Origin of the sequence: Streptococcus mitis SK564 (genome assembly GCF_000148525.1) — a bacterium.
GTDB classification, from domain to species: Bacteria; Bacillota; Bacilli; order Lactobacillales; family Streptococcaceae; genus Streptococcus; species Streptococcus mitis_H.
This window is the reverse complement of record NZ_AEDU01000006.1, coordinates 131,803-155,134: the sequence shown is the minus strand read 5'-3', so window position 1 is coordinate 155,134 and position 23,332 is coordinate 131,803. Positions and strand designations below refer to the sequence as shown.

The following is a 23,332-nucleotide window of genomic DNA, read 5'->3' as shown; positions in this document are numbered from 1 at the left end:
CTCTTTCAGGTACAAGAGTAGGAAGAAATCCATAGTCTACCTATGTTTCTTCTTTGTTCCAAATAGTCAGTCAATCATGAAAAGGTAGAGATATTCCCCTTTTTAAATCTTTTTTCTTACAATTCTGCAAGAATCGCTTTAAGCAAGCCTTTGAAATCACCTTTGACACGTTCGGTTACTTCTACAACTTCTTCGTGGTTAAGTTCTTCTTGGAAACCAGCCGCAAAGTTAGTAATACATGAAATTCCCAGAACTTTCAAGCCAGAGTGGGCTGCCACGATCACTTCAGGAACAGTAGACATACCAACCGCATCTGCTCCAAGCGTCTTATAAGCACGGATTTCTGCTGGTGTTTCATAAGTTGGACCAGTAACACCGATATAGACACCTTCATCAAGCTTGATATTAAGTTTTTTAGCCACTTCATGGGCAGTAGCACGGTATTCTGGTGTGTAGGCCTTAGACATATCTGGGAAACGAGGACCAAAGTCATCCAAGTTTTCACCCATCAATGGGTTCTGCCCCGTCATATTGATATGGTCTGAGATAGCCATCAAGGTACCAGGACCAAATCCAATACCGCCAGCTGCATTGGTTACAATGACACCTTCACATCCGAGAATTTTCATGACACGAACTGGGAATGTCACCACTTCCAGAGGATTTCCTTCGTAGAAATGGAAACGCCCTTGAAGAGCCAAGACCTTGCGACCTGCAAGTTCCCCATATACTAATTTACCAGCGTGACCAACTACTGTAGAGCGGCCCCAGTTTGGAATCTCAGCATAGTCTACTACAACTGGATTTTCGATTTCTTCTGCCAGTTCTCCCAGTCCTGATCCAAGGATTAAACCGAACTCAGGCGCTTGGATTCCCTTGCCCTCCAGAAAAGCTGCTGTCTCATTGATTTTATCTAAAAATGTCATTGTGTGTCCCCTTTATTATTTTTTAGCATTTGACCGATTTTGTCAAAGGTTTTTGCATTGCGAATGGTAATGTGGCGGTAGAAAGGCATCTTGAGCAAGTACTTGTGATAGGCAGTTGCATAGTAGGATTCCTCAGAGAATTTCCCCCAGAAAATCCCAAGTCTTCCAAAATGAACGACTTCATCTTTCAATTCCAAACTTTCAACTTTCTCAATGACTTGAGTTACATCCAAACCCTCTGTGTAAAAGAGAACGTCTTTTCGTGCCAAATCTTTGGTCCACCAATCTGGCAGATTCTTCAGCTCTGCTTCATAGTCTTCCTGACTTAGCAAGGAAAAGCTCTGAATAAATGGATAATGGACTGCAAAGAAAGCCTCTAACTTTTCAACCAATTGGGCCTTGGGATCTGTCGAAGTCAAGAAAATATTGCCACTGTTTGATGTAGGTTTCAACTTTTTCCAGTCCCAACTCTGTCAATTCTTGACGAAGTTGCGCCATGACGACCTTATTCTTCCCACCGACATTAATGCCCCTAACCAGTAAAGCGTAGCGCGTCATCTTACACCAATTTATCTAAGAAACTTTCCCCAATCATAGCAGTTTCCACACCAAAGTTATCTGCAACAGTCGCTGAGATATCTGCGAAATGACCTACTGGAATGACACCATTTCCTTTAAAGGCAGGGCTGTAAGCCAACAATGGAATATATTCACGAGTGTGGTCTGTTCCTGCGTAAGTTGGGTCATTTCCATGGTCCGCAGTAATCAAGAGAAGGTCATTCTCTCTCATAGCTGCGATAATTTCAGGTAAGCGTTCATCAAACTCATGCAAGCAATCACGGTAACCGTGAGCATTACGACGGTGGCCGTAAAGGGCATCAAAGTCAACCAAGTTTGTGAAAGAGAATCCTTTTTCAAACTCAGCAAGTCCCATAGTCTTCAATAGTGTATCAATTCCGTGGCTGTTTGACTTATTGTGTCCCATGTCATGGTTGATACCAGCACCGTTAAAGATATCGTTGATTTTACCAACAGCGTAAGTATCGATACCTGCTTCGTTCAATTTATCCAAAACAGTTGGTGCAAATGGAGAAACGGCCAAGTCACGACGATTTGCCGTACGAGTGAAGTTACCTGGTTCACCAACATATGGACGGGCAATGATACGACCTAGAAGAGCAGGGCGCTCAAGGGTAATCGAACGAGCATATTCACAAATACGGTACAATTCGTCCAAAGGAATAATATCTTCGTGGGCAGCAATTTGCAAAACAGGGTCAGCTGAAGTATAGATAATCAACTCTCCAGTTTCCATCTGACGTGGTCCAAAATCATCGATAACAGCTGTACCTGAGTAAGGTTTGTTGGCTTCACGAATGACCTTACGCCCTGAGAATTCTTCAATTTTTGTCAAGATTTCTTCTGGGAATCCATTCCAGAAAGTATCGAAAGGCTCAGTAATGTTAAGGCCCATGATTTCCCAGTGCCCAGTCATAGTATCCTTACCAAGAGATACTTCTTCCAATTTTGTTGCATATCCTGTTGGATTGCTTTCAGCTGGAACAGTCTTAAGAGGAGTTTCTCGAGGAATATTTCCAAGACCAATTTTAGCCATGTTTGGGACATTCAAACCAACTGCTTTTGAAATGTGTCCTAATGTGTCAGAAGCTCCATCTGGAACTCCTGCATTGACAAAGTTATTGGCATCTGGTGCAGCACCGATTCCCACAGAATCAAGTACAACCAAGTGAATACGATTAAATTTTGACATAGTGTATCTCCTTATTATTTTGATTATTTTGCTTTTGTTGAAGTTAAAATCTGAACTCCATCTCGTCCAGCAACGATGACCTTATCCACCATTTGGTTGAATAAGCCGTGTTCCACGACGCCAACCACATGGTCCAATTCTTGTCCGAAAATAATTGGATCTTCAATGACATCCAAGGCAAGGTCAATGATAAAATTCTGCATATCAGTCACAAAACGTTGGCCGTCTTTTTCACGGAAACTTGGTTTGTAGCCAGCTCGCTCAAAACGACGAAAGACCTGTTCTGCGCCATACTGAACCACTTCTACTGGCAATTTAAAAGCACCTAGTTTTTCGACCAGCTTGCTTTCATCCACCACCCAAATATATTCTTTTGAGGGCGTTGCGACAACCTTCTCCATCAGAAGGGCACCACCACCACCTTTGATTCCATTAAACTGATTATCCACTTCATCCGCCCCGTCGACTGTCACATCGACAAAGTCTACTTGGTCAATAGACTTGAGTGGGATATTAAACCCTTCAGCCTGTTTACTAGTCACACTAGAAGTCGTTACAGCTGTAATCTGCAATCCTTCTTCCTTGATACGACGACCGATTTCTTCTACGAAATAATAGGCAGTAGACCCCGTTCCAAGTCCGACTACCATGCCATCCTTGACAAACTCAGCAGCCTTGATACCTGCCATTTTCTTCAGATTTTCCACTCAAACACCTCCATTAAAGAGCTACCTCTATTATACCATGTATCCGTTTTTATTTCATGGATACACTAGAAAAACCCGAACATTTTTATGTCCACCTTGTTTTGGTAGTTAGAATCTTAGTTATGAGAACTTGTAGATAAAAACAGGTCCTAGCCAAAAGCAGCAACAGTTGATTTTTTATCATAAAGATGGTTAAATAATTAAGTACAGAAAAGGAGAAATAAGATGAACCCATTAGATTTGTTTAATCAAGTAAAAGAGTTAATCGAAACAAAAGATTTCGAAGCTGCTAAGACATTCGTTGCAGAAAATCAAGAACAACTTGGAGAATACTTCTCTCAAGCTCAGCAGTTGATTTCTGGTTCAGAAGGTCTAGATGGCCTAGTTAGCAAGATTAAAGGATTTTTCTAAAAATATAAGAGGCTGGCAAAACTCAATTTCAGTAGAAAATGAAATTAATTTTCCCACAATAAAACGCATAGTGTCAAATTTTTTGTAAATCTGATACTATGCGTTTTCATAATTAACTATGTTCGGTGATAAACTTGTAAGCTTCTTGACCAGCGATAGCTCCATCTCCAACTGCTGTTGTTACTTGGCGAAGGTCTTTCAAGCGAACATCTCCAACTGCAAAGATACCGTCAACTGCAGTTTTCATGTGGTTATCTGTCACAACCCAACCTGCCTGATCTTGGATATTCAATTCTTTAACAAAATCGCTAAGAGGGTCCAATCCAACATAGATAAAGACACCACCAAAGGCTTGCTCTGTCACTTGACCTGTTTTCACATTTTCAAATACGACAGATTCTACTCTGTTTTCACCCTTGATTTCCTTCACTACAGAATCCCAGATAAAGTTGACTTTCTCATTCGCAAAGGCACGATCTTGTAAAACCTTTTGAGCACGAAGTTGGTCACGACGGTGAACAATGGTAACAGTCTTAGCAAAACGAGTCAAGAAGAGGGCTTCTTCAACAGCCGAATCTCCACCACCAACTACCAGCAAATCTTGGTCACGGAAGAAAGCACCATCACACACGGCACAGTAAGAAACACCTCGACTGTTCAGTTCTTCTTCTCCAGGCACTCCCAAAGGACGGTGTTTAGAACCAGTTGCTACGATAACTGTACGAGTTTCATATGTTTGGTCATCAGTAATCACTTTCTTAAAATCACCATGGTCTTCGACATTTTCAACATAACCATAAATGTGCTCAACACCAAGATTTTCAAGCGGTTCAAACATTTTTTCTGCCAATTCTGGCCCACTAATATTAGCGTATCCAGGGTAATTTTCAATATCAGATGTATTATTCATCTGACCACCTGGCAGACCACCTTCAATCAAGGCTACTTTCAGATTGCTTCGAGCAGCATACAAGGCTGCAGTCATTCCTGCAGGTCCAGCACCGATAATAATAGTATCGTACATATAGTTTCCTTCTTTCTTGTTGTAACTATCTTTATTCTAACTCTTTCTTGTCAATCATGCAAGGATTATGCCTTGAAAACAAGAATTAAACTCATAACCGCAAAGGATAATACTGGAACAACCAAGACTCCAATCATAATCATATCATAGAGATGGGCTTGGCGAGCCTTGGCTGTCTTATCCACTCCCGACATGGCTCTCAGTCCAATCCAAATCCCTAAAAAAATCAGGACGAGGATGGTGGTCAAGATCAAACTCTCGAAATATAAAGAAAATAGTTGCAGTAGCATGATTTCTCTCATTTCTATCTTTTTTAAAGAGTAAACTCAGCTAGTCCAGCTAACTGAGTTTTTCTTTATCTATTATATCAAATATAAGTCCGTTTGTAACTAGCGAAGAATTCTTTTGTCCGCTCTTCTTTAGGATGGTGGATAATCTCATCTGGTGTTCCAGACTCGATAATTTTCCCCTTATCTAAGAAGAGAATCTTATCAGCCACTTGGGCTACAAAGGACATGTCATGACTGACCAAAATCATGGTTTGACCTGACTTAGCAGCGTCTGCAATAGACTTCTCTACTTCACCGACCAATTCTGGGTCAAGAGCTGAAGTTGGTTCGTCTAAGAGCAAGACATCTGGTTTCATGGCAAGAGCACGCGCTAGAGCAACCCGTTGCTTCTGTCCACCTGATAAATGGCGAGGGTAATGGTTTTCACGGTCAGAAAGCCCAACCTTAGCCAACTCTTCCTTGGCAATCTTAGTTGCTTCTTGGTCAGATAATTTCTTAACAACAACCAAGCCTTCTTTTACATTATCAAGTGCTGTTCGGCGTTCAAACAAATTAAACTGTTGGAAAACCATAGACAGCTTACGGCGTAGGGCAAGGATTTCTTCTTGAGTGATTTTAGAAAAATCAACTGAGAAATCATCAATCTGAATAGAGCCACTGTCAGGTGTTTCAAGATAATTGAGACTACGAAGGAAGGTTGATTTTCCAGCTCCCGAAGAACCAATCAAGGCTACGACTTCCCCTTTTTGAATATCCAAGTCCAGATGATCCAAGACAGTCTGTCCTGAAAAGGATTTGCTTAAATTCGAAATCTTAATCATTAACGAAGGTCTCCTTTCACATCTGTTTGCACTGTATCAGGTGCAGAAATAGCCATTTTTCTCTCTATGAAACGACCAAGACTTTCAATACCGATATTGACTACCCAATAAACAAGGGCAACGGAAATAAAGCGTTCAAAATAGCGGTAATCGGCACCACCCAAAATCTGAGCTTGGGCAAAGACTTCGACAACACCCGCACTAAAGGCTAGGGAAGTTCCCTTGGTCAATCCGATTAGGGAATTGATTAAGGTTGGAGTCGCCACAACTGCCGCATTTGGAATAATCACTCGACGATAAACTTGCGCTCGGGTCATCCCCAGACTGCGTGCTGCCTCAATCTCACCAGGATTGACTGAGAGAATGGCTGCACGAATGGTTTCACTAGCATAAGCTGCCTCATTAAAGGCAAAGGCTACAATCGCAAAAACAGCCGCTGGAATCGCATTGATATTGAAACCAGTACCCCATTGCTGATTGAGAGCTTTCAAAGCCAAAGGGATTCCGTAGTAGGTCAACATGAGTTGCACCAAAATCGGTGTCCCTTTTAAGAAACTAACAAAGAAGGCCTGCAAGGGATATAAAATCTTGACACGATTGATCTTCACAATGGCAAAAAGAAGCGCCAAAACCAAGCCAAAAAGGGCACCACCAATTGTCAACATAATCGTTGTTGGAAGTTGTTGAACAATTCTCGGAATCCCATCAAAGACCGAACGCAGGCTAAACAGCTTGCCATCCGGAATCAATTGCATCAAGTTTTGGTACCAATCTGATGCTAAAATCGTTGTAACATTCATAAAAACATCCTCTCCTGATAATGATTCATTCTACCATACTTCTGCCGTCAATGAAATTATTTGCTACGGTCAGATACAGACTTTGTCTACCTACTAGTTTATCATACTTTGAAACAGGGAGGTTATATATTTTATCTATCAAAGAGATAGATAAAAACTATTTCAATCCCAATTCTTCATAAGGTTTTCGATAACCGATTTGCTTAACAGTTCCATTTTCTACTAAAATGGGGCGTTTTAACAACATGCCGTCACTTGCTAGCAACTCAGCCGCTTCTTGGTTTGACAGGCTTCCTACCTTATCTTTCAGCCCCAATTCACGGTATTTGATTCCACTGGTGTTAAAAAATTGCTTCAACTCGAAACCTGAGGTTTCTAGCCAGTTTAAAATGACTTCTTGGCTAGGTGTTTCTTCGACGATATGAACGGCTTTATAGTCCACACCTAATTGATTTAATTCTTGTTTTGCTTTTTTACAAGTTGAACATTTTGGGTATTCGATAAATTCTAACATGTGTTTCACTTTCTAATTTATATCTTTAAAATCTGCTCCTTCATGCTCCAAGAGCCAAGCTTTCTTTTCCACTCCTGCAGCATAACCTGTCAGACGCTTACCTACTCCCAGCACCCGATGACAAGGTACTAGGATAGACCAAGGATTGCGTCCCACTGCTCCACCAATTGCTTGAGCAGAAGGCACTTGCAAATCTTGGGCTATTTGTCCATAGGTCACTGTCTGACCATAAGGAATTCCCTGTAAATAGGACCAAACTCGCTTTTCAAAATCCGTTCCGATTGGAGCCAAGGGCAAGTCGGATAAATCCCGAGACTTGCCTTTAAAGTAAGCATCTAAGCAAGCAATAACTGAGTCTAAAATGGGATGACTAACAACTGCTTCTATCGTGTCATCTCCTATCCCTCTCTCAAAATGCTTCTGCTCCTGCACCCAAATGCCATACAAATACTGGTCATCAGCTACGAGAGAAAGGGAGCCAATTGGCGAAGAATAGAGCATTTTTGCGTACTTCTTTTGCATTATTTCTTCAATTTTTGATAGGCTAAGCGTTCGCCATCAACTGGAACCTTACCAACCTGTTTAAAACTGAGTTTTTCAAAGATATGCTGCATGGCCTTGTTTGTAACATGCGTATCTGAGCGAAAATCTAGATAGTCAAAACCTTCAATCAAGCCCTCTAAAAAGGTTTGAGCAACTCCTTGTCCCTGCACATCTGCTGCCACAGCAATACGGTGAAAGACTAGATATTCTGACTCTCCAGCTTGCCAGTTTCCCTCATAAATATCTTCATAGGCCTCCTCTGGACTCTTAGTCACAGCAGCATAGGCTAATAGTTCTCCATCCTCCAAGGCTACGTAGGCTTGGCCTGAGATAATATCCTCAATAATAACATCTACATTTGGATAACCATTTTGCCACTGGTCACTACCAGCATCCGCTAAACATTTTTTAGCATCCTCCATCACTTGCATGATGGCATCTACTTCATTTGGAAAAGCTAAACGAATCTCCATCTTTTCTCCTCATTTCTGACTAGTTTCTCCCATCATAGCATAATTTAAGTCTTTCTACAAGCAGTTAAAACTTGACTTTCTGTTTTTATTATTTTATAATCTAGTTATTAAAACCAGATAAAAAGGAGTTGAAAATGAAAACTACCTTTTCCTACCCAAAATGGGCAGAAATTCCAAACATTGACCTCTATCTGGACCAAGTTTTGCTCTATGTCAATCAGGTCTGCGCCCCTATTTCTCCTGATAAAGACAAGGGCCTAACAGCATCCATGATCAATAACTATGTCAAACATGGTTACCTGACAAAGCCTGACAAGAAAAAATACCAACGCCAACAGATTGCCCGTCTGATTGCTATCACAACCCTCAAGTCTGTATTTTCGATTCAAGAAATCGCTCAGACACTGAATACTCTCCAAAGTCAAGCCAGTTCAGATCAACTCTACGATGCTTTTGTAAACTACATGAATCAAGGAATTGATCCAGCTAACCCCATTATCCAAACCAGCTGCCAAACCGTTAAACTCTATCATCAAACTCTAGCCTTAATCTATCATACTGAAGAGGAGGTAATCCGATGAACACTAGTCTTAAACTCAGCAAACAACTCAGTTTTGGAGAGGAGATTGCTAATAGTGTGACCCATGCTGTGGGTGCAATCATCATGCTCATCTTACTGCCTATTTCATCCACCTATAGTTATGAGACACACGGATTTTTATCCTCTATCGGCGTTTCCATTTTCGTTATTAGTCTCTTTCTCATGTTTTTATCATCCACCATTTATCACTCTATGGCCTATGGTTCGACCCATAAATATGTCTTGAGAATCATCGACCATTCGATGATTTATGTGGCTATCGCAGGCTCTTATACACCAGTCGTCTTAACCTTAATGAATAACTGGTTTGGCTATCTGATTATTGCCATCCAATGGGGAACAACTATCTTTGGTATTCTCTATAAAATCTTTTCTAAAAAAGTCAATGAGAAATTTAGCCTTGCTCTTTACCTGATTATGGGCTGGTTGGTTCTAGCTATCATTCCTGCCATTATCAGTCAAACGACGCCAATTTTCTGGAGTCTCATGGTAACTGGCGGACTCTGTTATACAGTCGGAGCTGGATTTTACGCCAAGAAAAAACCTTATTTCCACATGATTTGGCATCTCTTTATCCTAGCTGCGTCCGCACTCCAATACATCGCCATTGTTTATTACATGTAAAAATGGAGTCTTGGACAAAAGTCTAACCTTAAATATAAAAAACGAACAAAACGAGTCATCTGACACTCAGAATTCTGTTTTGTTCGCTTTTTTGTCTAATCTATCGATTTTAAAATGTCATAATAAAGAATTCCTAAAATCAAAATCTTTTTGTCCCAGCCTCTCATTTTTTTATTCTCTATGATGTTTTATACTCAATCAAAATCCAAAAATCACTCCAGTCCATTTTATAGTACCTACTAGCGTGCCGTCAATTATGGGATACTGCTTCCCTGATAGTATGTAAATCAGAATAGTTATACTCTTCGAAAATCTCTTCAAACCACGTCAGCGTCGCCTTACCGTATATATGTGACTGACTTCGTCAGTCTTATCTACAACCTCAAAACAGTGTTTTGAGCAGCTTGCGGCTAACTTCCTAGTTTGCTTTTCGATTTTCATTGAGTATTAAATCAGAATCATCCATCAATGAACCGTACCTAACGAATCAAGACAGACAAATGGTCACATAACAAAAAAACGTTTTGCAACGTTTTTTTGACTGTGATTTCTTTAAATGCATTTTCTCCTAGGGCAAATTATTCCCTGCAGCAAGATAAATTTCATACCATTCTTTTCTTGTTAAGCTAAAGTTTGCCGCTTGGCTAACTTCTCTCAAGTGCTTAGGATTTGTTGTACCTACGACTGCCTGCATTTTTGCTGGATAACGCAATATCCAAGAAATGGCAATAGTTGAAGAGGTTACTCCATATTTAATAGCTAAACGATCAAGTACTTGATTTAAAGCTTGAAATTTCTCATTTCCAACAAAATTCCCTTTAAAATACCCAAATTGTAAGACAGACCATGCTTGAATGACCACATCGTGTAATTTGCAATATTCAAAAATGCTGCCATCTCGCATAGCTGCTTGACTATCTTCCATATTAACATGAAAACCTGATTCGAATCCTGGAGTAAAAGCCGCACTTAATTGTAGCTGATTAACAGCTAACGGCTGCTTGACATCTTTTTTAAGTAACTCCATCATCATAGGATTTTGATTAGAAACTCCAAAATTTAGAACCTTACCTTGTTTATAAAGGAGATCAAAGGCTTCTGCTACTTGGTCAGATTCCATCAAAGCATCTGGTCGATGAAGAAGCAAGCTATCTAAATGATCAATCTTCAATCTTTGCAAAATTCCGTCAACTGATTTTATAATATAGTCCTTAGAAAAATCAAAATAGGTAAATTCTTCAATGCGAATGCCACATTTGGACTGAATCCACATCTTTTCTCTTAAATCTGGACGATTTTTTAGGACAAGACCTAACAGTTCTTCACAACGACCACGACCATATATATCAGCCAAGTCAAAAGCATTGATTCCAACAGAAAGTGCTGTTTCTACAAGCTCTTCAACTTCTTTTACAGACTTATCTTTTATTCTCATCATTCCGAGAACAATTTCTGATAATTCTTTGTCATCTTGACCAAGAGTTATGTATCTCATCAAATTTTTCTCCTTAAATTTCTAACATTCTTCCCTTCATTATAACAAAAAACCGTTTTGCAACGGCTTTTTGACTATATTTCACTCCATTTTATCTTCTTAAACCCACGGAACAAGAGAAAAATACCAATAAAGAGAACAGCTAAAGGAATGATTTTTGTGAGGAAAGCATTTGAAATTCCCATCCAATCATAGTAACGGAGCAGAGAGCCTACAACAAGATGGGCAATAATCATACTGACAAAGGGACGAAAGACCGCTTCTTTCCAATTCCAAATACTGATGACTAGAGAAAGCGTAAAGACAAGGAAACTATCCCAGGGAGCAGGAAGATAAAAGGCCCCTTCTTGTATGAAACTTCCCATTCCTACATATCCTAGAACGACTAGCAGAACAAGAATTCCAACAACAATATAGGTGCCAATTTTCATTTTAGGAGAATCTTGGACTAAACTCCATCGTAAGATTGTGGCCACAAGTCCAAATCCAATCAGAAAAAGAAGAAGTTGCCCTAAAAAAGTGAGCAAATTGACTGTTAAGAGAGGACCTTTAGAAAAATCACTTAGTAGTTGATAATAACGTAATACCGCTAGGACCAGAATTGGTGTCAAAAGGGACTCCTTGATAGAACTACATGGCGCTTCCTTGAGCATCTCTTTCATTATTGTTTTAGGATTCTTACCTAGATAATCCTCTGCACTCATGCCATCTCGTTCTGCTTCTGAGAAATCTAGCATCATCAAATAGATCTGCTCTCTGAGATAGTCCTCATCATAGAGAAATCCAGCAAGATTAAAACTATCCCACAGCTCCTCAAAATACTTTTGATTCTCCTCAGAAAACTCATGCAGCAAAGCGCTTGTTTCTTCGTAATACTTCATTTTCTTCATGGTTTACCCCCCATTCTTAATCCCTTCAACTTTTTGACTTAAATCGTCCCATTGTTGCCAAAAGACCGAGACACGCTCTTCTCCTTCTTTAGTTAACGAAAAATACTTCCGATCTGGACCATCTGGCGACGGGCGCATGTCGCCTCTTATCCATTGATTTTTTTCTAACTTTTGCAACAAAGGATAAATAGTTCCTGGAACGATAGTATCAAATCCAGCCTCTCGCAAAGTCTGAACCAACTCATAACCATATCGCTCTTTTTGACCAATCATATCCAAGACACAACCCTCAAGAACACCTTTTAATAGTTGAGTTTCCTTCATCCCTTCTCCCTTCTAATCTATTTTGTAATACCTACTAGTAGCTTCACCAATAATATACCACTTTCACACTAGTTTGTAAAGCATAATAGTTAATACTCTTCGAAAATCTCTTCAAACCACGTCAGCGTCGCCTTGCCGTAGGTATGGTTACTGACTTCGTCAGTTTCATCTACAACCTCAAAACCATGTTTTGAGCTGACTTCGTCAGTTTCATCTACAACCTCAAAACCATGTTTTGAGCTGACTTCGTCAGTTTCATCTACAACCTCAAAGCAGTGCTTTGAGCTGACTTCGTCAGTCTTATCTACTACCTCAAAACGGTGTTTTGAGCAACCTGCGGCTAGCTTCCTAGTTTGCTCTTTGATTTTCATTGAGTATAAATAAAAAAACAGAACTAGCATGAACTAGTCCTGTCTATTTTTACCCAATCACACTTCCATTTGGTACAGCTGGATCAACTGTAAGAAGGGTTAATTGTCCATCATGTTCAGCTGAGAGAATCATCCCTTGGCTGACATATTTCTTCATCATTTTACGAGGTTTAAGGTTAGCAACGATTTGAACTTTCTGGCCGACCAATTCTTGTTCATTTGGATAGTATTTTGCAATCCCTGAGAGGATTTGACGATCTTCACCATCACCAGCATCTAAGCGGAATTGAAGCAACTTATCAGAACCTTCTACTTTAGAAACTTCTTTGACTTCTGCGACACGGATTTCGACCTTGTCAAAGTCTTCAAACTTGATTTCATCCTTGTTTAGTTTGAGTTCAACTTCGTCTGGGTTCCACTCTTTTTCGACTGCTGGTTTGTTGCCTTCCATTTGTTCCTTGATATAGGCGATTTCTTCTTCCATATCGAGGCGTGGAAAGATTGGTGTTCCTTTGGCAACAACAGTCACACCAGCAGGGAAATCTGCCAGGCTCAAGTTTTCAAGGCTAGAAACTTCTGCTAGACCAAGTTGAGTCAAGACTGCACGACTAGTTTCCATCATAAATGGTTCAATCAAGTGAGCTACGACACGAAGGCTAGCTGCCAAGTGACTCATGACACTTGCCAATTGGTCACGAAGAGCTTCATCCTTAGCCAAGACCCATGGAGCTGTCTCGTCGATGTATTTGTTAGTACGAGAGATAAGAGTCCAGACTGCTTCTAAAGCACGTGGGTAGTCAACTGCTTCCATGTGTGTATGGTAGTCAGCAATTGATTGTTCTGCTACTTGAGCAAGAGCATTGTCAAACTCTGTTACACCCTCTACATAGGCAGGGATTTGACCATCAAAATACTTGTTAATCATGGAAACAGTACGGTTGAGAAGGTTTCCAAGGTCATTGGCCAATTCATAGTTGATACGACCTACATAGTCCTCAGGAGTGAAGGTTCCGTCTGAACCAACCGGAAGGCTGCGCATGAGGTAGTAACGAAGTGGATCTAATCCATAACGCTCTACCAACATCTCAGGGTAAACGACATTCCCTTTAGACTTAGACATCTTGCCGTCTTTCATGACGAACCAACCGTGGGCAATCAAACGATCTGGCAATTTGATATCGAGCATCATGAGAAGAATTGGCCAGTAGATTGAGTGGAAACGAAGGATGTCTTTTCCTACCATGTGGAAGACTGTTCCATTCCAGAACTTGTCAAAGTTACCATGTTCGTCTTGACCGTAGCCAAGAGCTGTCGCATAGTTAAGAAGAGCATCAATCCAAACATAGACAACGTGTTTTGGATTTGATGGGACAGGCACTCCCCATGTAAAGGTTGTACGAGAAACTGCCAAATCCTCCAAACCTGGCTCGATGAAGTTGCGAAGCATTTCATTCAGACGACCATCTGGAGTGATAAATTCAGGATGGGACTTGAAAAATTCGACCAAACGATCTTGGTATTTGCTGAGACGAAGGAAGTATGATTCTTCAGAAACCCATTCCACCTCGTGACCTGATGGAGCGATTCCACCAGTCACATTTCCAGCTTCGTCACGGAAAACTTCCGCAAGCTGACTTTCTGTAAAGAATTCTTCATCTGAGACTGAATACCAGCCAGAGTATTCACCCAAATAGATGTCATCTTGAGCAAGCAAGCGCTCAAAGACCTGTGCGACAACTTTTTCATGGTAGTCATCAGTTGTACGGATAAATTTATCATATGAGATATCTAGTAATTGCCAGAGTTCTTTAACTCCAACTGCCATTCCATCAACATAAGCTTGAGGTGTGATGCCAGCTTCTTCAGCTTTCTGCTGGATTTTCTGACCATGCTCATCAAGACCTGTCAAATAAAAGACATCGTAGCCCATCAGGCGTTTGTAACGTGCTAGGACATCACAGGCGATGGTTGTGTAGGCAGAACCGATATGAAGTTTACCAGATGGATAGTAAATCGGCGTTGTAATATAAAAATTCTTTTCAGACATAATTTTTCCTTTCCAGGCAAATGAAACCTGTTTTTCTAACACTTCATTATATCACATTTTTAGTGATTTTCGATAGGGAAATCCATACAAAAACAAGATAGACGAGTGTCCATCTTGTTGATCTTATTCATAACGAAGGGCTTCGATTGGATCAAGTTTCGATGCCTTATTGGCTGGCAAGACCCCAAAAACTATACCCACGCTAGCCGAAACCGCAAGACTAAATAGGGCAACTGGGATTGATACTCCAACTTCTATACCCGCAATCAAACCTTGCAATAGCAAACCTGCTAAGGCAGTTAAACCACTTGCAATTGTCAATCCAATCAAGCCACCTAACAAGGTCAAAATCATGGATTCAATCAAAAACTGGATTAAAATATTAGCACGTGTCGCACCCAAAGCCTTACGGAGACCAATCTCACGGGTACGCTCCGTCACCGAAACCAGCATAATGTTCATAACGCCAGTTCCTCCAACAAAGAGAGAAATCCCTGCAATGGCACTAATAATCGTCGTCATAAAACTAAACGATTGTTGAACTTCTGCAAATGTAGCTGACTCATCTGCTACTTGATATTCTCCCTGTTGCAAGCCAGCAAGCTCTGTCATTTTTCGTGCTAATTCTGGCCCCAGAGTTTGAGTCAAACTTGTGTCATTCACTCGAAAGACAATATTAGCTATTTCATCTACATTAAAATTCGCAGCAAGAGAGATATTTGTGGTAATGGGCAAGCCGCCAAGACCATATATTTTTGAATTTTTAGATTCTGGGCTAGTATAAACACCAATGACTCGATAACTAAAACCATTGACTTCTACAACCTTGTTAATAGCTTCTTGAGGAGAGCCAAATAGACTAATAGATAATTCTTCATCAAGCAAAATAACACTTGCAAATTCTTTGAAATCTTGTTCTCTCAGACTACGACCTGCAAGAATTTCATTGTTAACAGCCTCCATATAGGTTCTGTTACCACCTGTCAAATTGGCATTTTCAACCTTTTTATCTTTATAAGTCAAGATGGCGTTCGTTGAGTTGGTTACATAGTAATTATCCACTCCCTTGAGCTTAGCAGCTTCCTTGACCCAAGATTCTTGCGGTTTTGGTGGTTCAACATGAACTTCCTCTTCTTTTCCAGAAACCGTAAAAGCTGATTGTTTCTGAGTAAAAGACCCATCTTTGCTTTTTTTAGAAGAGAAAAAGACACTGATATTTTTCTGAGATCTGGTCATGTTTTTATTGAGATATCGAGACATGGAATCACCCAGAGCCATAATCACAACAACTGATGAAACACCGATAATAATCCCAATCATGGTAAGCAAAGAACGCATCTTGTGAGCCATGATAGATGAAAAGGCAAATTTCAGATTCTGCATCTTAGTTTTCCTCCTTTTCTAACTGAGCACTATCAGACGAAATGACTCCATCTCGAATGACAATCTGGCGTTTGGCATAAGCAGCGATTTCAGGCTCATGCGTTACCATGATAATGGTTTTTCCTTCTTTGTTCAAGTCAACCAATAGTTGCATAATTTGATTCCCTGTTTTGGTATCCAAGGCACCTGTCGGTTCGTCCGCTAGGATAATAGAAGGATTGTTTACCAAGGCACGCGCAATAGCTACACGTTGCTTTTGACCACCAGATAATTCTGAAGGCAAATGGTGACTACGTTCAGTCAATTCAACCTTATCTAAATATTCCTCGGCTAACTTGCGACGTTTTGAAGATGAAACTCCTGCGTAAATCAAGGGCAATTCTACGTTTTGCAGAGCATTGAGTTTAGATAGAAGAAAGAACTGCTGAAAGACAAAACCGATTTGTTGGTTGCGGACCTTGGCTAGTTGTTTTTCACCTAGTCCAGCTACTTCTTGGCCTTCAAGATAATATTCTCCACTGCTTGGTGTATCCAACATCCCAATCGTATTCATGAGAGTAGACTTACCAGAACCAGATGGTCCCATGATGGCAACAAACTCACCCTCATTCACTTCTAGGTTGATGTTTTTGAGAACCTGCAGTTCTTGGTCACCGTTACGGTAACTTCTACAGATATTTTTTAGACTAATTAGTTGCTTCATCAGCCTTCACCTCTTTTCCTTCCTCTAGAGAAGACGTTGGGTTACTGATGACCTTGACTCCATTTGTCAGACCTGAAGTGATTTCTTGGTTGTCTGCATCAGCATTGCCCAAACCAACTTCCACTTTCTTGGCCTTTTTCTGCTCGTCAAGCACCCAGACATAGTTCTTATCATTTTCAGTCACAACACTTGTTAGAGGAACCAAAATGGCTTTACTCTTATTCTTGACCTCAACGCTTACTGAAAATCCTTGTTTCAAATCACCAATTTCACTTGTAACATCGATGGTATATGGATATTTAGAGCCAGAATTGCCAGCTGCTGCGGCAGCCGCTGTACTCGCTGCTTCGCCATTGTTTTTAGGGTAGTCAGAGATATAGCTAATTTTACCTGTCCAGCTCTTATCTTGGTAAACTTTAGAAGTAAAGGTTACTTCTTGGCCTACAGATAAGTTGGCAAGGTTATATTCAGATAGTTCACCCTTAACTTGCAAGTTTTCATTGCTTACGACATGAACTACCACTTGGCTAGCTCCTGTTGGAGATTTGGAAACGTTACGATTGACTTCGACCACAGTTCCTTCTAGGGTACTGAGAACCGTCATTGCATCCAACTGACTTTGAGCCTTGCTTAATTGTGCCGCTGCATCTGCACGGGCATCACGGGCATCACCCAATTGAGCATCAATAGAGGATACTGAATTTCCTGCGACTGGAGCTGGAGTTTGGGCTGCTACACCTTCGCCTCCTGCTGGCGCAGGTAACTGTGGAGCTGGAGCTGAAGCGGCTTCATTTCGTGCTTGGTTGAGTTCGTTGATATGACGATCTGCCTTCGCAACTGCTCGACTCGCTGAATCGTAGGCTGCCTGTGCTTCTGAACTACTGTACTTAACTAAAGCCTGTCCTTCGCTGACCTTATCCCCCACAGAAACAAGGATTTCATCTAAATCTCCCTTACTAGCATCAAAATAAACATATTGTTCATTTTTTGCCGTTACTGTCCCTGATAATAAAACAGAGGATGCCACACTTCCTTCCTTAGCAACAACCAGATGAGTAGCCTCATCTTTTACAGCGGTTTGAGAAGGTTGTCTAAAGAGCAAAATGCCCCCAGCGCCCAATACAACAACACTTGCAGCACCGATTGCTGCATACAATTGCCACTTTTTAGCCTTACGATTCTTTTTCATAATGAAACTCCTTTTTGATTTAAAGTCCTTAACAATATTATACAAAAATTATCAATTTGAAACAATAACATTTCAGAACGAAATAATGACATTTCAGGATTTAATTATTGTTCGGAATTTTCGTTTAATTATTGTACTAGATATATAATACACTTTATTTTCCCTTTTTGCAAGCCTTTTCTTTAATTTTTTTGAACGTAGCAGATTTTTGCAATCACATCAAAAAAAAGATAGAATATGACTATCAAAAAATGACACTCTACTATTTAAAAGAGTACAAAGGAGTTTTCAATGAGAGAATATGATATCATTGCTATCGGTGGAGGTAGCGGAGGAATTGCTACTATGAACCGTGCTGGTGAACACGGAGCCAAAGCGGCCGTTATTGAGGAAAAGAAATTAGGTGGAACCTGTGTCAACGTCGGTTGTGTTCCTAAGAAAATCATGTGGTACGGCGCGCAAATCGCTGAAACTTTCCATCAATTTGGAGAAGACTACGGTTTTAAAACTACTGATCTTAACTTTGACTTTGCAACCCTACGTCGCAATCGTGAAGCCTACATCGATCGCGCTCGTTCTTCTTATGATGGCAGTTTTAAACGCAACGGTGTAGACTTGATTGAAGGCCATGCTGAATTTGTAGATTCTCATACTGTCAGCGTAAATGGTGAACTCATTCGTGCCAAACATATCGTGATTGCGACTGGTGCCCATCCAAGTATTCCGAATATTCCTGGTGCAGAACTAGGTGGCTCTTCTGATGATGTATTTGCTTGGGAAGAATTGCCAGAGTCAGTTGCTATTCTAGGCGCGGGTTATATTGCCGTTGAATTGGCTGGCGTACTCCACACTTTTGGTGTCAAGACAGACCTCTTTGTTCGTCGCGATCGTCCTTTACGTGGTTTTGATTCTTACATCGTTGAAGGTTTGGTCAAGGAAATGGAAAGAACAAACTTGCCACTTTATACTCACAAAGTCCCTGTCAAGTTAGAAAAAACTGCTGAAGGAATTACTATTCATTTCGAAGATGGTACTAGTCACACAGCTAGTCAAGTTATCTGGGCTACAGGTCGCCGTCCAAACGTTAAGGACTTGCAACTTGAAAAAGCTGGAGTGACTCTAAACGAACGTGGCTTTATCCAAGTGGATGAATACCAAAATACTGTTGTTGAGGGAATCTATGCTCTAGGTGATGTAACGGGTGAGAAAGAATTGACTCCAGTTGCTATCAAGGCTGGACGTACCCTATCTGAACGCCTCTTTAACGGCAAAACAACTGCAAAAATGGACTATTCAACTATTCCAACTGTTGTCTTTTCACACCCTGCTATCGGAACTGTTGGGTTGACAGAAGATCAAGCTATTAAAGAATACGGTCAAGACCAAATCAAGGTTTACAAATCAAGCTTTACGTCTATGTACTCTGCTTGCACTTGCAACCGTCAAGAAACACGTTTCAAATTGATCACAGCTGGTTCAGAAGAAAAAGTTGTCGGACTTCATGGAATTGGCTATGGTGTTGATGAAATGATTCAAGGATTTGCCGTTGCTATCAAAATGGGAGCAACCAAGGCTGACTTTGACGCAACTGTGGCGATTCACCCAACTGCATCTGAAGAATTTGTAACTATGCGTTAATCGAAACAAAAGAAGCAGAGCAAAAAACACTTCTAAATATCAAAAAGCGAGTATTTCCGTAGTTGGAGATACTCGTTTTCTTATGTTTTATTTTATAGTATGTTGAAATAAGATATGCAAAAATCAATTAACAAACCATAGCAAAATACAAGGATTATAATACAATCATTTATTCTTTTCTTTAAAAGATTCATATATTTTTTTATATAACTCTTTTATATCTTTTTTCTGAGAATTCAACTCTTCTTTACCATAGTCAAAATTTGCTACTACAAATCCCTCGTCAGCATCAGAAAAAGTAAAAAACTCTATTTCAATTAGTTTATTATGCTTAGAGTCCTCTATAGTGTCTCCTAAACCATTATTGAATTTCTTCACTTCTTCTTCACGAACTCCGAACCCAAAAGCAGCACCATTTGCAATAAGGTTTGAAAATACTTCTTCTGAAGACTCTACTTCTTTCACAGTTATGAAGTATATAGCCTCTTCCGTTTCTACTTGTCTCACTTTATTCCATTTTTCTGTATCACTAGAAGAAAGCGTATAGACTGTTAACTCCACCGTTGGTTTAATGGTATTTTCTTTTGTAATCATTTGTTTTCCAAAAAAGAAGAAGGCAAGTAACCCAGCTACAAAGATCAAAGCAATATAAATTATCTTTTTCATACATTATACCCTATATCTTTCATGTCAATTATCACATCAACTTCGTTATAGACAGCTGGATCATGCGTCGCTATTATAACATATTTGTCTTCATCTTTTTCATTTAATAACAAACGAATGATTTCTTTTCCAATCTCACCATCTAAAGCTCCTGTGGGCTCATCTGCTAAAATAATTTTACGTGGTTTCATTAACATTCTGGCAATAGCTACACGTTGAGCCTGCCCACCAGACAATTCGTATATTTTTTGATGTAAATAGTCACTTGACAGTCCTACTTTTTCAAGTACGTCAGTTATTGTTTTTTTGTCTTTAGTGATAAGGCTCAGATTATCATATACTGTTTTGTTATCTATTAAAGAATAATTCTGAAATACATATCCAACAGTATTTTTAAAAAAAGTTCTTTCTTTTATCTTCCAAATATCTTGTTTATCAACTGAAACATTCCCACTGTCAATTTTTTCTAATCTTCCTATAATATTAAGAAGGGTACTTTTACCGGAGCCAGAACCTCCAATCAATGCATAGCTTTTTCCAGATTCAAATATTAAATTTAAGTCTGTAAAGATCTTCTTTGAGCCGAAACTCTTTGAAACGTTCAAAAGGTCAATTGTCATGTTTCATCTCCTTTTAAAATTTTAGTATAGCTTTCAGATAATTTTCTAAAACTCATGATTATTGACAACATCAAAACGAGCAGAGAAGCGAGACCAATATATAGCAACTCTATTTGACCTGTCATAAGAAATGTAAATAGGATAACTATTGTAATAGTCATCATAAAATACTTGAGACTTGAAATTGCTATATATGTTTTTGACAGACCCAAAATGATTTTTTTCACATATTCATTCTGTTTTAGGGCAATATAAAGTTGGACATATTGATAAATAAGTATAAAGACAATACTGTAAATTATCTTCTGCAAAATTTGTGAAAGTAGAATTTGGTGCTCTAAGGACTGGATCTTTAATTTCACAATTTGGTAAACATCTACTGGATTCATTGAAACATTCAACTGGGTAGCCATTTCATTTATTTTATTTACCGCCTCAGGACTAAAAAGAGACTTAGTTGTTATATTACTAGCCAAAGAAAACTTGTTGTTTTCAATCATTTTGTCCGTATCTAACACAACAACAATGTTATCTGTGCTATCTGCTACACTTGCCATTGGTAAAAGCTCTTTCATTTTATGATTATCATCAGCATCTTCATTGAAATAAAAAATTTTATCACCATCAGGAATTATTTGTACTGCAATTTCTTCTTTTGTATAGTTTGTTCCAATAAATTGTTCTGCTACAACTGTATTCTCAATAGATTTCTGATTTTCTTTCCATTTCTCAGGAATATAAATGGTTGCTATCTTATTATCTAAAAGATGATAGTTTGTTCCATTCACTTTATTTTGTAGGTTAGCACCTGTTTGATTGATATAAATCAACTCTTTATTTATTTCTGGATTCGTTATTCCGTCATTTTCTAATTGTTTAGAAAAATTTTCCATAACATGTGAAGTTTTCATGAAATCTGGAACATATGCTGAGGATCGATCTATATATAAATAATCTAAGTTTTTTAAGGAAGCAGCTATCTGTAGATACTGACCATCCGAATCATTAACTTCTCCATTTTTAGTAGAGTTACTTTCAATTCCAAGGAACTCAATCCTTCTCCAGTCTTTTACTGTGTCCCATGGCACTAAATTCTGTATCTGAATGTTAATACTGGATTGACTACTCTTTGTTTCTTGTAAAAAAACTCCTGAGATAAGGATAATAATCGAAATAATGGCAAGCCATACGACAAAAATAAGTTTATTTTTTGCCTTGTTTTTAATAATTTCAATAGGCTTTTCAACCTGAATCGTCAACCAAAATAAAACAAAGGTGATGAGATCAATGATTTGAAATAGTATAAAATTCGTTAAAATCAGAGAGAAAAATAACTTAGAACTATAGGTGAAGAAACCATTTCCCAAAAAAGAACTGTAAGAAATCATCAATAAAGCCATCATAATCAGTTCAAAAATAAGAGAAATACCATAATCTCTTCTTAGATCGTATACAGGCAATCCCAAAGAACGTCGTATCACTCCTTCTTTAATCTGCTTCGTTCTAACAACAAATAACACAACTAATAAAGTTAAGTAAATTGAACCCATTAACAGTATTCTTAAAGTTCCAGTAAATTGTAAGATTCCTCCTATATACCAAGGATAAGCCATATATACTGTTTGCAACCCCGTCATCGTAAGTGGTTTCAAACTATCTATATCCATTTTCCCAAGGGTGTAATACATCCCTATTATTGGTGTTGACTTTAATTGTTCATTATTTACATCATCAAAATTTACATACCTCAACTGACCCGAACTCTGAACGATGGGCTTGTAAATGGTAACCTTTTCCGATTTTGATAAATCACGAACCATTTCGTATATTTCGTTATTTGAAAGATTGCTTTTTCCTTGAATAGAAAAAGCACCATCAATTGGTAAAGGTATGGGCATTTCTGTATCGCTAATAGTGACCCAACCAATTGCAGCAATCAAACAGAAGAAGAATCCAATGATACATAATTTTAATTTCATAAGCAATTACCATATTACAAGAGACCCTATTTTATAATTGGGTCTCTTGTTTTCATAAATTATTTTTAAAATCTATAATAATCCCAATATGCATTTAATCGAACATCGCTCCAAGATTTTGTAGCACTTGAATATGCCCATCCATAATCTTGTTTATCCTGAGCTTTAACTGTTCCCCAAAAATTCGTTACTGAAGATTTTGAACCAATATTATCTGGAGAACTAACAAAGTAATTCGAATAACCAGAGTTATCATTTACACCATATTCCCATACATCAATAATGGGACTTGGAGCAGGGTGTGCTGTAGTTGCACTAACAATACTAGCTACAGTAGCAAAGCTAAAACTTAAAACACTTGCGACTAGAAAAACAGATGCTTTCTTGTTAATTCTTTTTTTCATTTTACTTCTCCTTTAATTAAAATATTTGATGAAGAATAAGCAACAGTCCCCTTTTTAGTCCATCCATATTACTTTAATATGAATTGATTATATTTAGGTTTTTAATCACCGTTATGGT

General features: G+C 39.0%; 26 protein-coding genes and 1 pseudogene. 4 read left to right on the top strand and 23 right to left on the bottom strand.

Translation table 11 applies throughout. The features are described 5' to 3' along the window. Nucleotides 1-116 precede the first annotated feature (116 nt). The 4 genes and pseudogenes from SMSK564_RS04440 to rpiA form a co-directional block, all read right to left on the bottom strand. Entirely contained in the window at nucleotides 117-926 is an 810-nt protein-coding gene (locus tag SMSK564_RS04440) for a purine-nucleoside phosphorylase (RefSeq protein WP_000143367.1), read from the bottom strand. Then, nucleotides 923-1,484: pseudogene (locus SMSK564_RS04435) on the bottom strand (DUF1697 domain-containing protein). The gene SMSK564_RS04440 and the pseudogene SMSK564_RS04435 overlap by 4 nt, the downstream one beginning before the upstream one ends. A 1-nt stretch (nucleotide 1,485) precedes the next feature. Further along, nucleotides 1,486-2,697 (bottom strand): phosphopentomutase, encoded by a 1,212-nt coding sequence (locus tag SMSK564_RS04430; RefSeq protein WP_000033091.1) that lies wholly within the window; start codon nucleotides 2,695-2,697, stop codon nucleotides 1,486-1,488. A 23-nt stretch (nucleotides 2,698-2,720) separates the two neighbouring features. Then, complete coding sequence (gene rpiA / locus SMSK564_RS04425) at nucleotides 2,721-3,404, bottom strand: ribose-5-phosphate isomerase RpiA (RefSeq protein WP_000429263.1); 684 nt, start codon at nucleotides 3,402-3,404, stop codon at nucleotides 2,721-2,723. 225 nt (nucleotides 3,405-3,629) lie between these two features. Between rpiA and SMSK564_RS04420 the strand changes: the two genes are divergently transcribed. After that, nucleotides 3,630-3,815 (top strand): hypothetical protein, encoded by a 186-nt coding sequence (locus tag SMSK564_RS04420; RefSeq protein ID WP_001068559.1) that lies wholly within the window; start codon nucleotides 3,630-3,632, stop codon nucleotides 3,813-3,815. Between the two features lie 112 nt (nucleotides 3,816-3,927). On the opposite strand, the gene trxB is transcribed toward SMSK564_RS04420, so the two are convergent. From trxB to SMSK564_RS04385, 7 genes are all read right to left on the bottom strand, one after another. Then, nucleotides 3,928-4,839 (bottom strand): thioredoxin-disulfide reductase, encoded by a 912-nt coding sequence (gene trxB / locus SMSK564_RS04415; RefSeq protein ID WP_000272288.1) that lies wholly within the window; start codon nucleotides 4,837-4,839, stop codon nucleotides 3,928-3,930. A gap of 65 nt (nucleotides 4,840-4,904) precedes the next feature. Then, the gene (locus SMSK564_RS04410; protein WP_000926599.1) at nucleotides 4,905-5,129 is read right to left on the bottom strand and encodes a DUF4059 family protein; all 225 of its coding nucleotides are present in this window, start codon (nucleotides 5,127-5,129) and stop codon (nucleotides 4,905-4,907) included. 77 nt (nucleotides 5,130-5,206) lie between these two features. Next, nucleotides 5,207-5,950, bottom strand: a complete 744-nt coding sequence (locus SMSK564_RS04405) for an amino acid ABC transporter ATP-binding protein (RefSeq protein WP_000590965.1) — start codon at nucleotides 5,948-5,950, stop codon at nucleotides 5,207-5,209. Beyond that, the gene (locus tag SMSK564_RS04400; RefSeq protein ID WP_001103447.1) at nucleotides 5,950-6,750 is read right to left on the bottom strand and encodes an amino acid ABC transporter permease; all 801 of its coding nucleotides are present in this window, start codon (nucleotides 6,748-6,750) and stop codon (nucleotides 5,950-5,952) included. Before SMSK564_RS04400 ends, SMSK564_RS04405 begins: the two co-directional genes overlap by 1 nt. A gap of 157 nt (nucleotides 6,751-6,907) precedes the next feature. Continuing rightward, on the bottom strand, nucleotides 6,908-7,264 hold the full coding sequence (locus tag SMSK564_RS04395; protein WP_000889092.1) for an arsenate reductase family protein: 357 nt from the start codon (nucleotides 7,262-7,264) through the stop codon (nucleotides 6,908-6,910). A gap of 12 nt (nucleotides 7,265-7,276) precedes the next feature. Further along, nucleotides 7,277-7,786: a methylated-DNA--[protein]-cysteine S-methyltransferase gene (locus SMSK564_RS04390; RefSeq protein WP_001170337.1), complete on the bottom strand. Its 510-nt coding sequence runs from the start codon at nucleotides 7,784-7,786 to the stop codon at nucleotides 7,277-7,279. Beyond that, nucleotides 7,786-8,280: a GNAT family N-acetyltransferase gene (locus SMSK564_RS04385; RefSeq protein ID WP_000405835.1), complete on the bottom strand. Its 495-nt coding sequence runs from the start codon at nucleotides 8,278-8,280 to the stop codon at nucleotides 7,786-7,788. The genes SMSK564_RS04390 and SMSK564_RS04385 overlap by 1 nt, the downstream gene beginning before the upstream one ends. Before the next feature lie 134 nt (nucleotides 8,281-8,414). Between SMSK564_RS04385 and SMSK564_RS04380 the strand changes: the two genes are divergently transcribed. Further along, complete coding sequence (locus tag SMSK564_RS04380) at nucleotides 8,415-8,861, top strand: DUF1836 domain-containing protein (protein ID WP_000858718.1); 447 nt, start codon at nucleotides 8,415-8,417, stop codon at nucleotides 8,859-8,861. After that, nucleotides 8,858-9,505, top strand: a complete 648-nt coding sequence (gene trhA / locus SMSK564_RS04375; protein WP_001097981.1) for a PAQR family membrane homeostasis protein TrhA — start codon at nucleotides 8,858-8,860, stop codon at nucleotides 9,503-9,505. The genes SMSK564_RS04380 and trhA overlap by 4 nt, the downstream gene beginning before the upstream one ends. A 568-nt stretch (nucleotides 9,506-10,073) precedes the next feature. On the opposite strand, the gene SMSK564_RS04370 is transcribed toward trhA, so the two are convergent. The 8 genes from SMSK564_RS04370 to SMSK564_RS04335 all read right to left on the bottom strand — a co-directional run bounded on the left by SMSK564_RS04370 (nucleotide 10,074) and on the right by SMSK564_RS04335 (nucleotide 17,910). Further along, nucleotides 10,074-11,000 carry an aldo/keto reductase gene (locus SMSK564_RS04370; protein ID WP_001269456.1) on the bottom strand — a complete coding sequence of 309 codons (927 nt, stop codon included), beginning with the start codon at nucleotides 10,998-11,000 and terminating at the stop codon, nucleotides 10,074-10,076. A 74-nt stretch (nucleotides 11,001-11,074) separates the two neighbouring features. After that, nucleotides 11,075-11,890: a hypothetical protein gene (locus SMSK564_RS04365; RefSeq protein WP_000738388.1), complete on the bottom strand. Its 816-nt coding sequence runs from the start codon at nucleotides 11,888-11,890 to the stop codon at nucleotides 11,075-11,077. Nucleotides 11,891-11,893: 3 nt separating this feature from the next. Next, entirely contained in the window at nucleotides 11,894-12,214 is a 321-nt protein-coding gene (locus SMSK564_RS04360; RefSeq protein ID WP_000665422.1) for a PadR family transcriptional regulator, read from the bottom strand. Between the two features lie 89 nt (nucleotides 12,215-12,303). After that, entirely contained in the window at nucleotides 12,304-12,585 is a 282-nt protein-coding gene (locus tag SMSK564_RS13570; RefSeq protein ID WP_004236138.1) for a hypothetical protein, read from the bottom strand. 49 nt (nucleotides 12,586-12,634) lie between these two features. Next, complete coding sequence (gene metG, locus SMSK564_RS04350; RefSeq protein ID WP_001291395.1) at nucleotides 12,635-14,632, bottom strand: methionine--tRNA ligase; 1,998 nt, start codon at nucleotides 14,630-14,632, stop codon at nucleotides 12,635-12,637. 123 nt (nucleotides 14,633-14,755) lie between these two features. Continuing rightward, nucleotides 14,756-16,015, bottom strand: coding sequence for an ABC transporter permease (locus tag SMSK564_RS04345; RefSeq protein ID WP_001180433.1), 1,260 nt, complete (start codon nucleotides 16,013-16,015; stop codon nucleotides 14,756-14,758). A gap of 1 nt (nucleotide 16,016) precedes the next feature. Next, the gene (locus SMSK564_RS04340; RefSeq protein WP_000811470.1) at nucleotides 16,017-16,718 is read right to left on the bottom strand and encodes an ABC transporter ATP-binding protein; all 702 of its coding nucleotides are present in this window, start codon (nucleotides 16,716-16,718) and stop codon (nucleotides 16,017-16,019) included. After that, a complete protein-coding gene (locus SMSK564_RS04335) occupies nucleotides 16,702-17,910 on the bottom strand; it encodes an efflux RND transporter periplasmic adaptor subunit (RefSeq protein ID WP_025170888.1) in 1,209 nt (402 codons plus the stop codon). Before SMSK564_RS04335 ends, SMSK564_RS04340 begins: the two co-directional genes overlap by 17 nt. A 288-nt stretch (nucleotides 17,911-18,198) precedes the next feature. Between SMSK564_RS04335 and gor the strand changes: the two genes are divergently transcribed. Beyond that, nucleotides 18,199-19,545, top strand: coding sequence for a glutathione-disulfide reductase (gor, locus tag SMSK564_RS04330; RefSeq protein ID WP_001209582.1), 1,347 nt, complete (start codon nucleotides 18,199-18,201; stop codon nucleotides 19,543-19,545). Nucleotides 19,546-19,710: 165 nt separating this feature from the next. On the opposite strand, the gene SMSK564_RS04325 is transcribed toward gor, so the two are convergent. From SMSK564_RS04325 to SMSK564_RS04310, 4 genes are all read right to left on the bottom strand, one after another. Further along, nucleotides 19,711-20,211, bottom strand: a complete 501-nt coding sequence (locus tag SMSK564_RS04325; protein WP_000721121.1) for a hypothetical protein — start codon at nucleotides 20,209-20,211, stop codon at nucleotides 19,711-19,713. Further along, nucleotides 20,208-20,831, bottom strand: coding sequence for an ATP-binding cassette domain-containing protein (locus SMSK564_RS04320; RefSeq protein WP_000151032.1), 624 nt, complete (start codon nucleotides 20,829-20,831; stop codon nucleotides 20,208-20,210). Before SMSK564_RS04320 ends, SMSK564_RS04325 begins: the two co-directional genes overlap by 4 nt. After that, the gene (locus SMSK564_RS04315; RefSeq protein WP_000768907.1) at nucleotides 20,828-22,810 is read right to left on the bottom strand and encodes an ABC transporter permease; all 1,983 of its coding nucleotides are present in this window, start codon (nucleotides 22,808-22,810) and stop codon (nucleotides 20,828-20,830) included. Before SMSK564_RS04315 ends, SMSK564_RS04320 begins: the two co-directional genes overlap by 4 nt. 65 nt (nucleotides 22,811-22,875) lie before the next feature. Then, nucleotides 22,876-23,214, bottom strand: coding sequence for a hypothetical protein (locus SMSK564_RS04310; RefSeq protein WP_000746106.1), 339 nt, complete (start codon nucleotides 23,212-23,214; stop codon nucleotides 22,876-22,878). Between the last annotated feature and the right edge of the window lie 118 nt (nucleotides 23,215-23,332).